Origin of the sequence: Nocardia sp. NPDC005745 (assembly GCF_040630775.1) — a bacterium.
Taxonomy (GTDB): Bacteria; Actinomycetota; Actinomycetes; order Mycobacteriales; family Mycobacteriaceae; genus Nocardia.
Genome location: NZ_JBEXYF010000012.1, coordinates 159,230 through 172,567, shown reverse-complemented (window position 1 = coordinate 172,567; position 13,338 = coordinate 159,230). Strand labels below are relative to the sequence as shown.

At 69.7% G+C, this 13,338-nt stretch carries 12 protein-coding genes; 8 read left to right on the top strand and 4 right to left on the bottom strand.

Annotated elements, in window-relative coordinates:
• Nucleotides 1-24 precede the first annotated feature (24 nt).
• On the bottom strand, nucleotides 25-648 hold the full coding sequence (locus ABZ420_RS15325) for a TetR/AcrR family transcriptional regulator (protein WP_357122355.1): 624 nt from the start codon (nucleotides 646-648) through the stop codon (nucleotides 25-27).
• A 5-nt stretch (nucleotides 649-653) separates the two neighbouring features.
• Nucleotides 654-1,010 carry an SPW repeat protein gene (locus tag ABZ420_RS15320; RefSeq protein ID WP_357122352.1) on the bottom strand — a complete coding sequence of 119 codons (357 nt, stop codon included), beginning with the start codon at nucleotides 1,008-1,010 and terminating at the stop codon, nucleotides 654-656.
• Between the two features lie 217 nt (nucleotides 1,011-1,227).
• Between ABZ420_RS15320 and ABZ420_RS15315 the strand changes: the two genes are divergently transcribed.
• From ABZ420_RS15315 to ABZ420_RS15305, 3 genes are all read left to right on the top strand, one after another.
• Nucleotides 1,228-2,424, top strand: a complete 1,197-nt coding sequence (locus ABZ420_RS15315) for an FAD/NAD(P)-binding oxidoreductase (RefSeq protein ID WP_357122349.1) — start codon at nucleotides 1,228-1,230, stop codon at nucleotides 2,422-2,424.
• A gap of 406 nt (nucleotides 2,425-2,830) precedes the next feature.
• Nucleotides 2,831-3,592 (top strand): aspartate/glutamate racemase family protein, encoded by a 762-nt coding sequence (locus tag ABZ420_RS15310; protein ID WP_040870185.1) that lies wholly within the window; start codon nucleotides 2,831-2,833, stop codon nucleotides 3,590-3,592.
• Nucleotides 3,593-3,730: 138 nt separating this feature from the next.
• Nucleotides 3,731-4,468 (top strand): DNA alkylation repair protein, encoded by a 738-nt coding sequence (locus ABZ420_RS15305; RefSeq protein WP_357122346.1) that lies wholly within the window; start codon nucleotides 3,731-3,733, stop codon nucleotides 4,466-4,468.
• Between the two features lie 67 nt (nucleotides 4,469-4,535).
• Here the strand turns inward: ABZ420_RS15305 and ABZ420_RS15300 are convergent, their stop codons facing one another.
• On the bottom strand, nucleotides 4,536-5,591 hold the full coding sequence (locus ABZ420_RS15300) for a ferredoxin--NADP reductase (RefSeq protein ID WP_357122343.1): 1,056 nt from the start codon (nucleotides 5,589-5,591) through the stop codon (nucleotides 4,536-4,538).
• Nucleotides 5,592-5,652: 61 nt separating this feature from the next.
• Entirely contained in the window at nucleotides 5,653-6,303 is a 651-nt protein-coding gene (mftR2, locus tag ABZ420_RS15295) for a mycofactocin system transcriptional regulator MftR2 (RefSeq protein WP_357122340.1), read from the bottom strand.
• A 324-nt stretch (nucleotides 6,304-6,627) separates the two neighbouring features.
• Between mftR2 and mftA the strand changes: the two genes are divergently transcribed.
• The 5 genes from mftA (at nucleotide 6,628) to ABZ420_RS15270 (ending at nucleotide 12,914) form a co-directional block, all read left to right on the top strand.
• Complete coding sequence (mftA, locus tag ABZ420_RS15290) at nucleotides 6,628-6,726, top strand: mycofactocin precursor MftA (RefSeq protein WP_157107015.1); 99 nt, start codon at nucleotides 6,628-6,630, stop codon at nucleotides 6,724-6,726.
• Nucleotides 6,727-6,742: 16 nt separating this feature from the next.
• Nucleotides 6,743-8,284 (top strand): mycofactocin radical SAM maturase, encoded by a 1,542-nt coding sequence (mftC, locus tag ABZ420_RS15285; protein WP_357122337.1) that lies wholly within the window; start codon nucleotides 6,743-6,745, stop codon nucleotides 8,282-8,284.
• A gap of 231 nt (nucleotides 8,285-8,515) precedes the next feature.
• Nucleotides 8,516-9,916, top strand: a complete 1,401-nt coding sequence (gene mftF / locus ABZ420_RS15280; protein WP_357122334.1) for a mycofactocin biosynthesis glycosyltransferase MftF — start codon at nucleotides 8,516-8,518, stop codon at nucleotides 9,914-9,916.
• Nucleotides 9,917-9,971: 55 nt separating this feature from the next.
• Nucleotides 9,972-11,423: a mycofactocin system GMC family oxidoreductase MftG gene (mftG, locus tag ABZ420_RS15275; protein WP_357122331.1), complete on the top strand. Its 1,452-nt coding sequence runs from the start codon at nucleotides 9,972-9,974 to the stop codon at nucleotides 11,421-11,423.
• Nucleotides 11,424-11,546: 123 nt separating this feature from the next.
• Complete coding sequence (locus ABZ420_RS15270) at nucleotides 11,547-12,914, top strand: GAF domain-containing protein (protein ID WP_357122328.1); 1,368 nt, start codon at nucleotides 11,547-11,549, stop codon at nucleotides 12,912-12,914.
• The last annotated feature ends 424 nt before the right edge of the window (nucleotides 12,915-13,338 follow it).

Sequence of the window (13,338 nt, the reverse complement as noted above, 5' to 3'; positions counted from 1 at the left end):
CACCGGCTGTGGACAACTCCGGGGTCACCCCATCTGGGTCATCCCGGCGGCGACCACCTGCGCGACGTTCAGCACCTCCTCGGCGGTGGGCAGTGGCAGGCCGTCGAGCGCGTGCAGCCGGTCGGTGCTGGCTATCGCGAACATCGCCGAGACCCAGGCCGCCGCGCACGCGCGCAGGGTGCCCGGCCGCACCGGGGCGGGGGCGCTCGCCTGCAGCACCTTGGTGGTGACCTCCAGCAGTTGATCGCGCAGGCGGCGCAGTTGCCGTCGCACGTCGGGGTGGGTGTCGGCTTCCCGCCACAGGATCACCCGCAGCACCGACGAGTGGTGGTCGCGCAGGTTCAGGGCGGCATCCAGGTTGACCAGGCTGGTCGCCGGATCTCCCGGGGCCACCACCGTGCCGATGTCGTCGATCGGCTGGGCGGGCACCCGTTCGGACATCAAGGCGGACAGGATCGAGTCCTTGGTCGGGAAGTAGTAGAAGACGAGTCCTTTGGGGACGCCCGCCGCGGCGGCGATGGCCGCCGTCGCGGTGGCGTCGTATCCCTGTGCCGCGAAGAGTTTCTCCGCGGCGTCGAGGATGAGTTGCCGCGCGTCGCCGTCGGCTTTCGCGCTGCGGCGCCGCCCGGCCCGCCGGGTTCCTGGCATCTGCGTCAGTGATGCGGAGCCATGTCGTGCAGACGTCCCGACACCGTCGGCAGCGCCGCTATCGCGACCACCGCCGTCACCACGCCGACTACCCATGCGGTCCAGGATGCGCTGCGGTACTCCGTGAAGTCCATGACCCACGGGGAGAGGAACAGCAGCGCGCCGCACAGGCCCATCACGTAGTCCGCCGCCGCCATGTCGGGGCGGGCCATCTGTGCCAGGCCGGTGAGAGCGATGAGCACGCCGAGCACGATCAGCGACCACATGGCGTTGTCGTTGGTGTCCACCCAGAGGGGGGACAGCGCGGCGAAGGCTCCGAGCACGACAGCCAGGAAATCTTGCGCGCGGCTCTCGGTGAACATGGGTACCTCCTGAGGCTGTGAGTGTGTGCTTTCCTCGGTATAGCTCTGATTGACCGCCCGATCAATATCGGAACGAATACGATTGCGCGGCTGTTGCCCGACCATTGATGCGTGATGGTCGTCACAGGGCAATGCACCAAGCAGAGGTTAGGGTGGGCTTCGTCGCACCGCCGGTTCCGTGGGATCGGCTGCCGGGTTCCAAGGAAGGGATGGCCGCATGACCGCGCCGATCGTGATCGTCGGAGCAGGCCTCGCCGGCCTGCGCACCGCGGAGGAACTGCGCCGCGCGGACTACGCCGGTGAACTCGTGCTCATCGGTGACGAGCCGCGGTTGCCCTACGACCGGCCGCCGCTGTCCAAGCAGTTCGTGCGCGGCGAGACCGACGACACCACATTGCGGCCGAGCGAGTTCTTCGCCGAGAAGCAGATCGATCTGCGTGCGGGCACCGAAGCCGTCGGCGTCGACACCGGCGCGCGGCGCGTCCGCCTCGCCGACGGAACGACGCTGGACTACGACCAGCTGATCATCGCCACCGGCCTGCGCCCGCGCCGCCTTCCCGGCCTGCCCGAACTCGCCGGCGTGCACGTGCTGCGCGGTCATTCCGACGCCGTCGCCCTGCGCGCCGACCTCAGCGGCGCCCGGACGGCGCTCGTCGTCGGCGCCGGATTCATCGGCTGCGAACTCGCGGCGAGTTTCCGGGCCCAAGGGGTGGATGTCGTGCTGGTCGAACCGCAGCCGACGCCGCTGGCCTCGGTGCTCGGCAGCGAAGTGGGCGAACTGGTGGCGCGGATGCACCGCGCGGAAGGGGTCGATCTGCGCTGCGGCATCGGCGTGGACACGCTGCTCGGCGACGACGCGGGGCGGGTGCGCGGCGCCCGGTTGTCCGACGGTGGTGAGATCGCCGCCGACCTCGTCGTGATCGGGGTCGGCTCGCGGCCGGCGACCGAGTGGCTGAACGATTCGGCGATCGCGCTGGCGGAGCCGTCGGCCGGTGGCGGCGTGCTGGCCGACGAAGTGGGGCGCACCTCGGCCGAAGGCGTGTGGGCGGTGGGCGATGTGGCGGCCTGGCTGCACGACACCGGCTCCCGCAAACGCGTCGAACACTGGACCAACGCGGGCGAGCAGGCCAAATTGGTCGCCTGCGCGCTGCTGGGGGCGCAACCGCCCACGGCCGCCCGCGTCCCGTATTTCTGGAGCGACCAGTACGACGTCAAGATCCAGGCCCTCGGCACCCCCGGCGCGGGCGACGAGGTGCACATCGCTTCCGACGACGGCCGCAAGTTCCTCGCCTACTACTCCCAGGGCGGCAACCTCACCGGCGTCGTCGGCGCGGGTATGACCGCCCAGGTGATGAAGGCGCGCGCAAAGATCGCCGCGGGCGCTCCGGTGACCGAACTGCTCGCGCCCAGCTGATCTCGCGTCGGCTGCCGGGTGAGACCGGGCTTTCCGGCGAACGCGGCTGCCACCTTCGACTCCACCGGGCGGGGATGGTGCGGCCCCGCACGACTCGAGTGGCGGTCGGTGGCAGATGGCGGACGCAGCCTTCAGGTCCCACCATGCGTATCCCGCTAGGCGGCGCGGCGCCGGAGGCGAACGTAACGTGCGGCGGTCACGTGCGGGACTGTCGTACGCGCTCCGCTTTCGGTTCGGGGTGGTGGGCCGGGGCATTGTGGTCCGCCGAGGGGCCATTGCGTGGTGGCGTGCCCGGGCAGCATCCGGCACTGCGGCGTCGGTGGTGGGTCCGCCGCTGTCTGTGAGGATGTTCGCCGGGCCACGAACGGCATGCGGCGCTGTCATGAGGCTGTAATACGGTGGTGCGGTGATCGTCGCGCTCATCGACTCCGGCCTGGGGTTGCTGCCCACCTCCGCTTGGTTGCGCAAATTGCGGCCGGATGTGGATCTGCTGCTGCAACTGGACCCGGACGGCGCGCCGTGGGGGCCGAAACCGGAGGACTGGGTGGTCGAGCGGGTGGTGAACGCCGCGCGGACCTCGCTTCGTTCCGGGGCCGAGGTGATCGTCCTGCCGTGCAACACCGCCAGCGTCACGGCGCTGGAGCACGTGCGTGCCGACGTCGGGCCCGACGTGCCGGTGATCGGCACCGTGCCCGCGATCAAGCCCGCGGCGGCCGTGTGCCGATCGGTGGCGGTCTGGGCCACCGCGGCGACCACGGCGAGCCGGTATCAGGCCGATCTGATCGCGAAATTCGGCGGGGAGGCCGATGTGGTGGGCGTGGCATGCCACGGGTTGGCGGACGCGATCGACCGAGGTGATCTGGCCGCCGCGCACGACGCGATCGCGGGCGCCGCCGCGCGGACTCCGCCGGACGTGGAAGGCGTGGTGCTCGGTTGCACGCACTACCCCCTGGTGACCGATGCGATCGTCGCCGCGCTGCCGAACGGGGTCCGTCTGTTCGACAGTGCGCAAGCCGTTGCGGCGCAGACCATCCGGCGTATCGAGGCGCTGGGCCGCCCGAGCACCGGCAACGGCGAGGTCCGGGTGCTGAACAGCGGACGCCCCGGTGCGCTGCCCGCCAGCGCGGCCGCCTTCGAGTCGGGGCGTGTGCTGGGCGCGCAGGGATGAACCGCGGTCCGGCATCGCGCTCGCCGCGTTGACGACTGGCGCCGCGTTGACGACTGGGGCGGCGTTGGCGACCGGACCCGCGCCGACGGCGGGGGCCGCGCTGGGCACACAGAGCATTCGGAACAGGAGCGTGGTTCGATGAGCGACTCGGTGACCGCGGCCGACGTGCGGACGGCTTTGCGGGAACTGGCGAATCCGGCCGACGCGACGCACTTGCGGCGGTTCTTCAAATCCGGGCCCGGTGAGTACGGCGAGGGTGACGTGTTCCTCGGTGTGCGGGTCCCGGTGAGCCGTGGTGTCGCGAAACGCTTCGCGGGGCTTCCATTGGACGAGATCGACAAGCTGCTCGACAGCGACGTGCACGAGGACCGGTTCGTCGCGCTGGTCATCCTGAACGCGCGCTTCGCCGCGGCGTCCCGGCCGCGCTCCTTCGACGACGCCGCGCGCGCGGCCATGGTGGAGCTGTATCTGGCGGTCGTGCGGCGCGGCCGGGTGAACAACTGGGATCTCGTGGACGTGTCCGCGGAGAACATCGTCGGCCCGTGGCTGCTGGACAAACCGCGTGACCTGCTGTTCGGGCTGGCGCGGTCCGAGTCGCTCTGGGAGCGGCGGGTGGCGCTGCTGTCCACCTTCGCCTTCATCAAGGCGGGTGACGCCTCGACCACCTTCGCGCTGAGCGAGCTGCTGCTCGGCGACCGGCGCGATCTGATCCAGAAGGCGGTGGGCTGGATGCTGCGCGAAGTCGGCAAGCGCGTCGACCGGAGCCTGCTGACCGGATTCCTCGACCGGCACGCCCCGGCCATGGGACGTACCGCGTTGAGCTACGCGACCGAACATCTACCGCCCGAAGTGCGCGCCGAATACCGCGCGCGATAGGCGGCGCAATCGATCGGCTAATGGCATTTCGGGCGAACGCAAAATTGCGTTCGAAAGGGCGGATCGTTCAGAACTGGATCTTCAGGTGGTCGGTCACCGGATGCGCCTGGCAGCCGAGAATGTAGCCGTTCTCGATATCCTCCGGGTCGAGGATTTCGGCGTTGTCCATTTCGACCTTGCCCTCCAGCACCGTGCACGCGCACGAACCGCATTCGCCTTCCTGGCAGGAATAGGGCACGTCCAATCCCTTGGCCAGCATGATGTCCACCAGCGTCTGCTTGCGCGGCCATTTCAGCTCGTGGACTTCGCCGTCCAATTCGACCTCGACCGTCGCCGCGTCGGCCGCCTCCTCGTCGGAGACCTCGACCGGCGCCTGGTCGGCGAACGGGTCGCCGGCCAGCGAGTTGAACACCTCTGCGTGCGTGCGGGCGCGCGGCACGCCCAGTTGCGCGAGCGCGTCGTGTACCCGGTCCATGAACGGCTTCGGGCCGCACATGAACGCGTCGTAGCCGCGATAGGGGGCGACCAGGGTGGCCAGCGCGTCGGCCGTCGGCAAGCCCTGTAGATACTCCAGCCAGTGGATCACGGTGAGCCGCTGTGGGTGCTTGTCCGCCAGATCGCGCAGCTCACCGGCGAAGATCACCGACTCGTGGTCGCGGTTGGCGTAGACCAGCACGATTCGGCCGGTGCCGCGGGCCAGTGCCGACTTCAGGATGGACATCACCGGCGTGATGCCGCTGCCCGCGCCGAACAGCAGCAGATCGTCGTCCAGGTCCTTGGGGGTGAAGACGCCCGAGGGCGGCAGCACCTCGATCCGGTCGCCCTCTTTCACGTTGTCGCACACCCAGTTCGACCCGTAGCCGCCCTCGGTCCGCTTGACGGTCACCTTCGGGCGGTCGTCGGTGTGCGGCGAGCTGGCCAGCGAGTAGCACCGCGCCACCGAGCCGGTCCGGTCGCTGGGGATGCGCAGGGTGAGGAACTGCCCCGGCTGGTAGCGGAACTTCTCGGCCAGCTCGTCGGGAACGTCGAAGACCAGCGAGCGGGTGTCGGCCGTCTCGGTGATGACCGCGGACACCCGCAGCACGACCGAGCGCGAGCCGTGTGGAACCTCGACAGTCGTCATGTCGTCCTCTCGAACCTGGCACGGGCTACCCGCGACGCAAAAACTAGAACGTGTTTCAGTTTCATCGTACGTCGGGCGTCGCCTGGCGGACAAGCTGGGCCTCCAGCCCGGCGATCAGCACCTCCATGCCGAAGTCGTAGGAGTAGCGTCCGCGCAGGTCGCCGATGTACCGCGTGGCCCGCTCGACCACGGGAGGCAGGGTGACGTCGGCGGGGGCGGAGCGGTCGCGCGGGTTCACCCGGCTGCGGCCGAACAAGTAGGTGTGGATGGTCGCGTAGGCGGCCAGGATGTTGCGGTCGCCGAAGCCCGCGTCGTCCAGGATGTCCATGATCGCGGCGATCAGGTCCAGCTGTTTGCCGAGCATCTGCTCGATGAGGATGTCGCCGAGACCGGGATGTTTGCGCAGCTTTTCGTCTATCTGGTCGACCAGGTCGCGCAGCCGATGCTGCCACGACCCGGATTCGGCCGGTGGCGTGCGCAGTCCGGTCAGCGCCGCGCTGGCCACGAGGTCCAGCAGCTCGCGTTTGTCGGCGACGTAGTAGTAGGGCGCCATCGGGGAGACGCCGAGTTCGCGGGATAGTCGCCGCATCGACAATTTCTCCACGCCGTCTTCGCGCACCACCCGCAGCGCGGCCTCGACGATCTCGGACTCCGACAGCGTTCGACTCGTGGTGCCGCCGCCCCCGTTCGCCTGCATTCGTCCGACTCCCATGCCACCTCTACCGCCGCGGGCTTGTGCTGCCCGTCACATTCTGTTCCGCTGCTTGCCATCCGCAGTCTAGAGCGCCGGGTAACGCTCCCGTCGCCGCCTGTTGCGCTGGGCGGGCGGCGAACGGGCCGGTCGCGCGGGTCGAGCGGTGGCCGGAATCTCGGGCTTCGCGGATTCGGTGACTGAAACCTGTTGTTTTGTCAGTTGATGACGTTATTGTGTGAGCACGAACTGCACCGAGCAGTTCGCACACGGATCGTCCTCGCGGAGGTAGCCATGCCGGAATACGGGTCCAACGGACACACCGACACCGACAACACCGGACGGATGGAGACCGCCGCCGCGCGGTCGGCCGAAGAGGCGCCGCTGGTCGAGGAGAGCCTCATCGAAGAGGTATCCATCGACGGCATGTGCGGCGTCTACTGACGGGCGGCGGACCACGATGCTCGATCTCGATACCCGCTGGCAGCTGCACCCGCGTGTGGCGCTGCGCCCCGAGCCGTTCGGCGCGCTGCTCTACCACTTCGGCACGCGCAAGCTGTCCTTCCTGAAGAGTCCGCGGATCGTCGAGATCGTCCGCTCGCTGCCGGAGCACGCGTCGGCCCGCACCGCCTTGCACGCGGCGGGCGTGCCGGAGGCGGGCGCGGGCGTCTATGTCGACGCGCTGACCCAGCTCGCCGATTCGGACATGATCATCGGTGCGCCGGAAGACGCGCCGATGCCGGCGGCGATCACGAACGCTGCTCCGGTGGCGGGGGCTGTCGTGTCCGGCGGGGCGGTGCGCCTTGTCGATCGCTTCGAGTCCGGCTTGGCCGCGCCGATCTGCCTGACCTGGGAGCTCACCTACGCCTGCAACCTCTCCTGCGTGCACTGCCTGTCCTCCTCGGGCCGCCGGGACCCGCGCGAGCTGAGCACCGAGCAGTGCAAGGCGCTGATCGACGAGTTCGAGCGCATGCAGGTGTTCTACGTGAACATCGGCGGCGGCGAGCCCACGGTGCGCCCGGACTTCTGGGAGCTGGTCGACTACGCGACCGCGCACCACGTGGGCGTGAAGTTCTCCACCAACGGGGTGCGGATCACGCCCGAGGTCGCGGCCCGGCTGGCGGCCAGCGACTACGTCGACGTGCAGGTGTCGCTGGACGGCGCCGACGCCGCGGTCAACGACGCCGTGCGCGGGCCCGGCTCCTACGCCATGGCGATTCGCGCGCTGGAGAACCTCGCCGCGGCGGGTTTCCGGGACGCGAAACTGTCGGTGGTGGCGACCAGGCACAACATCGGGCAGCTCGACGAGTTCCGCGCCATCGCCGAAAGGTACGGCGCCACCCTGCGACTGACCAGGCTGCGGCCGTCGGGGCGGGGTGCGGACGTATGGGACGAGCTGCACCCGACGCCCGATCAGCAGCGGGTGCTCTACGACTGGCTGCTGCGCAACGGGGAGGGTGTGCTCACCGGCGACTCGTTCTTCCATCTCTCGGCGTTCGGTCAGACGCTGCCGGGCTTGAACATGTGCGGCGCGGGCCGGGTGGTCTGCCTGGTCGATCCGGTCGGTGACGTCTATGCCTGCCCGTTCGCCATCCACGACCGATTCCGTGCCGGAAACGTCGTGGCCGACGGCGGTTTCGGCGCCGTGTGGCGGTCCTCGGACCTGTTCGGGGAGCTGCGCGAGCCCAGCGGCGGCGGCGCGTGCGCGTCGTGCAGCCACTACGACGCCTGCCGGGGCGGCTGCATGGCGGCGAAGTTCTTCACCGGGTTGCCCGCCGACGGTCCGGATCCGGAGTGCGTCCAGGGCTACGGTGAGGCGGCGCTGGCCGACACCGCGCGGATGATCCCGCGTTCGTCGGTCGACCATTCCCGCCGGGTCGCCCCCCGCGCGGGCGGGCGCAAGAGTACACCGGTCCCGTTGACGTTGAGCGCGACGCGCCCGACTGGATTCACGCCGGAACGCCGCCCGTCGCGGGCTTGCGACGAGAGTCCGCTGGCCTGAGGCAATGAGGTTTGCCAAAAGTGTGCCAGCAGTGCGGTCATGGCTATCGTCCGGTCCGCGACCGGGCGATAGCCGTCGCGTTGCCGGATGCTGGGAAACGGCTGTCGGCGAACTCTCGGCATCGGGTGCCGCGCGGGCCGCTTCCGGTGGCGGGCCGGTTTCGCCCGGAAATCTGCCGTTTTTTCCGGACTGTTGATGTCTGGCCGCGAAACTCCGCCTAGCATGCCAGGAATGCGCCATGATCGCCTGCCCGATGGATTCGGGGTGCGGATCGATCCCCGGGTACGCGCATACTCCGGCGGGCGGGTTCTGATCGGCGGTTCGCCGGCCAGGTTGCTGCGACTTGCCCCGGAGGCCGCCGAGATGATCGGCGACGGGTACCTCGAGGTGACCGGCCCGAAGTCCGCCGTCGTTGCCAGACGGCTGCTCGACTCCGGAGTGGCCAATCCCCGCCCCCGGCTGTTGCCGTCGCCGGAGGACGTCACCGTCATCGTGCCGCTGCACAACAACGCCGAGGGTCTGGCCCGCCTGCTCGCCGCGTTGCGCGGGCACAACGTCGTCGTGGTCGACGACGGGTCCGACCAGCCGGTCCGGATCCCGCGCAACCGAGGTACCCGCTGCCGGGTGACCGTGCTGCGGCACGACCGCAAGCAGGGGCCCGCGGCCGCGCGCAACGCCGGCTTGCGCGCGGCGACAACCGACTTCGTCGCGTTCCTGGACTCCGACGTGGTGCCGCGCAGCGGATGGCTGGAGGTGATGCTCGGCCACTTCAGCGACCCGGGGGTGGCGCTGGTCGCCCCGCGGATCGTCGCGCTGGACCCGGAGTCCAACGCGCTGGCGCGCTACGAGCACACCCGCTCCTCGCTCGACCTGGGCAGGCGCGAGGCGGCCGTGCACTCGGGCGGACTGGTGTCCTACGTGCCGAGCGCGGCGCTGCTGGCGCGGCGCAGGGCGCTGCTGGAACAGGGCGGTTTCGACGAGTCCATGCACGTCGCCGAGGACGTCGACCTGTGCTGGCGGCTGGAGCGGGCGGGCTGGCGGCTGCGCTACGAGCCCGCGGCGCACGTGGCGCACGACCACCGGGTCCGCTTCCGCGCCTGGTTCGGCCGGAAGCTGTTCTACGGCACCGGCGCGGCACCGCTGGGCGATCGGCACGCGGGCACGGTGTCACCGCTGTCGGTGCCGTCCTGGACGTTGCTGGCCGCGTTCCTGTTCGCCACGCTGACCAAGTGGGGGCTGCTCGGCGGCATCGGCACCCTGATCACCGCGCTGGCCCGATTGCGGCGCGTCTTCGCCGAACTGGACAACCCCACCCGGATCGCCGCGATCTATCTGGCGCGCGGCTTCTTCGCCGGGCTCTGGCGTATGGCCTCGGCGATGTGCAGGCACTACTGGCCGATCACTTTGGTGGCGATGGTCCTGTCGCGGCGCGTCCGGCGCATCGCGATCACCATGGCCATCGCCGACGGCCTGGCCGACTGGTTCACCCACCGGGACGCGGGCGGCCTCGATCCCGTGCGCTACGTGGCCTACAAGCGTCTCGACGACATCGCCTACGGCACCGGCCTGTGGCTCGGCGCGTTCCGCGCGCGCAGCGTGGAAGCGCTGAAACCCACCACGCCCTCGCGCTGATCGACTCGTACGACCCGCGACGACCCTGGATCTTGGCTACTGAACGGGAGTCCGAATGGCCGACACACTCATCGTGGGGGGCGGTACCGCCGGGTGTGTCCTCGCGGAGCGGTTGAGCGCCGATCCGGCGCACGCGGTGCGGCTGCTCGAGGCCGGTCCGCTGTGGACGGGCCTCGACGCGATGCCCGCCGAGTTGCTGGACGCGGCGGCGTTGCCGGTCGGTCCGGAAGTCGGGTGGCTGTGGCGCTACGAGGTCGTTCTCGCCGAGGACCCGCCCGTGCCGGGAACCATCGTGCGCGGCAAGGTGATCGGCGGGTCGGGCGCGGTCAACGGCGGCTACTTCGTCCGCGCCACGGCGGCGGACTTCGAGGACTGGAGCCGGGTGCTCGGCGGCTCGGAGACCTGGTCGTTGGACGCGGTGCTGCCATTCTACTGCCGGACCGAGCATGACCTGGACTTCGGCGATCGGCCTTGGCACGGTGATCAGGGCCCGATTCCGGTGCTGCGCACCGCGGAGCCCGCCCCGGTCAGTGCGGTGTTCACGGACGCCTGCCTCGCCGCCGGGTTCGACGAGGTGCCCGATCTCAATGCCCCCGACAGCGGCGAGGGTGTCGGCGTCGTGCCGTGCAATTGCGATCACGGCAGGCGGATCGGCCCCGCCATCGGCTATCTGCTGCCCGCTCTGGACCGCCCGAACTTGACGGTGCGCGGAGAAACGTTGGTCACGCGCATCCGTTTCGACGGGACGCGGGCGGTCGGCGTCGAGTGGCTCCGCGACGGCGAGAGCGGAGTCGAATGGGCCGACCGCATCGTGCTCTGCGCGGGGGCGATCGAGTCGGCCGCGCTGCTGCTGCGTTCGGGCATCGGCGACCCGCGGCAGCTTCGACCGCTCGGCATCCCGGTCGTGCACGCCGCCCCGGTCGGCGCCTGGCTCGGCGACCATCCGGAAGTGGGGATCTCCTACCTGCTCGACCTGGCCGAACCGCCGACCGTCCCGCTGGAGACCGTGCTCGAGGTCGGCGATGTCGAAATCCGCCCGTACGCCGTGTCCTTCACCCCCGGGGTGCGCAGGCTCGGCGTCACGCTGATGCGCCCGCGGTCCTCCGGGACGCTCCGCTTGCGATCGGCTGAACCGGGCGTCGCGCCGCTCATCGATTACCGATACCTCGCCGCGGAGACGGATCGTGCCCGGCTGCGCGAAGCGGTGGCGACCGCGGGCGAGCTGCTGCGCCGGATGAACGCGCGGCCGGTCGACCCGATTCCGCGGACCGGTGATCTCGACGCTTGGTTACGGGCGAATCTCGCCACTTCGCAACATTTATCCGGCACCTGCCGAATGGGCCGGGAAAACGACGCGGCGGCCGTGGTGGACGAGCTGTGCCGGGTGCACGGAGTAACCGGGTTGTCGATAGTGGATCTGTCCGTCGTGCCGGTGCCACTGGGCCGTGGGCCGCAGGCCACAACCATGATGATCGCGGAAAAGGCGGCCGCGCATCTGCTCTCATAAGTGAAAGACGGTTAGGTCACAATTTTCCGGGTCGGCCTCGGGTGTGACCTGGCGGACAAACCCGAACATCGGTCGGTGCCGCCCTGTATGCGCCGGTACAGTTTGGGGCGGAAAGAAAGGCAAATGGTCAGCAACATCGCAGGTGGGCGACCCCCACGGCCGGGCGTCGAGCCGGGCGCCCAACTCGGTGCGCTCGAAGTCTACGCCGCGCAGGCGCACGGATATCTCAGCGCGGGCGGCGATCAACTTGCCCGGCTCGCCGGTTTGTTGCGCCCTGCCGTGCTGGAGTCCTGGCTGCGCAGCGTGCGCGGCGGGATCGATCCGATGGACGCGGTCGACGGTCGCGGCTTGCGCGGGGCCGATTTGCAGCGCTATCTCCAGGCCCATCCGATTGCCGCCCTGATGCCGTTGATCGACAAATTGCTCGTACAGGACACGGCCAGAACGGGTTTGATCGTCGTGGTCGCCGATCAGTTCGGCCGGGTGCTCTCGGTGCACGGCGGCGCCGAGCAGGTCGCGGCCGCCGCGGAGATCGGCCTGCGCGCAGGCGACGATCTGAGCGAGCGCCGGATCGGCACGAATGCGGTCGGCCTGGTGGTGCGCACCGGGCGCGCCGCCTGGATCCACGGTCCGGAACATTTCCTGCACCGGATGCACCAGCTCACCGGCGCGGCGGCGCCGGTGCACGATCCGGACGGCAGGCTGGTCGGCGTGCTGATGATCGCGGGCGGCGTCCGCGTGGCCAAACCGGAGATCCTCGCGCTGGTCAAGGCCACCGCCACCGCCGCGGAAATGGACTTGCTGCTCACCGCGATGCGGTCCGGGGAGCGCGGAACGGGTCGCGGCCGCCGCGATCCGGCGCCGCCGCACCCGGCGGGCCGGCTCGCGCTCGACGTGCTCGGCCTCGGGCAGCCGCAATTGAGCGTCGCCGATGATCGGGTGCCCTTGTCGCAGCGGCATGCCGAGATCCTGTTGCTGCTGGCCGAACATCCGGAGGGGCTCGGCGCCGATCATCTCGCGCTGCTGCTCGACGACACCGATCTGGACAACGGCACCATTCGCGCCGCCGTGTCCCGGTTGCGGGCGGTGGTCGGCCCGACCGTTTTCGGCTCCCGTCCCTACCGTCTCTGCGTTCCCGTCGCAACCGATGTGGAGGCGCTGCGCGCCGCGCTCGACTCCGGTGATGTCGATTCGGCATTACGGCTCTATGCCGGGCCGGTGCTGCCCCGTTCGACCGCGCCGGGAATCATCGACATTCGCGACGAACTGCGGGTGCGATTGCGCACCGCGGTGCTGGGATCGGGAGACGCCGCGGCGCTGCGCCGGTGGACCGCTTGCCCGGAGGGGCGTGACGACGCTGCGGCATGGGCGGCCTACCGGGCCACGGTGGATCGTGACTCGCCGCTGTATGCGCAGATCGAGGCCAAGATCCGGGTGCTGGATCGCCGCCTCGGCGCCGATGCAACGCGAATGCAACGTTTCGGCTCATAATCTGCACAGCCATCGGTGTGTGAACGCTTCGCCGTGATCGAACGCGGTCGCGCGCCCAGGTCTGTCCTGGACTTCCGCCGCTGGTAGCCGCATTGGACGTCTGTCCAGAAGTTTTTAGTGCAAATAGTTCCTTTTTATTACAGAAGCGCCTAATGTTCGCACTGCACGGATGACGACCGTGTGACGTAGCTGACATAACCGTGGCGTCCGCTCCACGGCGATGACGTTGGAGGATCGATCGAACGCTAGGCGAGAACGTCGGCGGACGCGACGCTCGCCGCGGCGGTGACCACCCGGTCGCCGGTCTCGCGTAAATCTGCCGAATTCCGCGCGATGCCCTTCGCATCGCTCGCGCTTCTCATCGAATCGCACGTGGTGTTCACGCCATGCGCCCGGACTGGGCAGCCGGGTGTAGCGGCTTGTT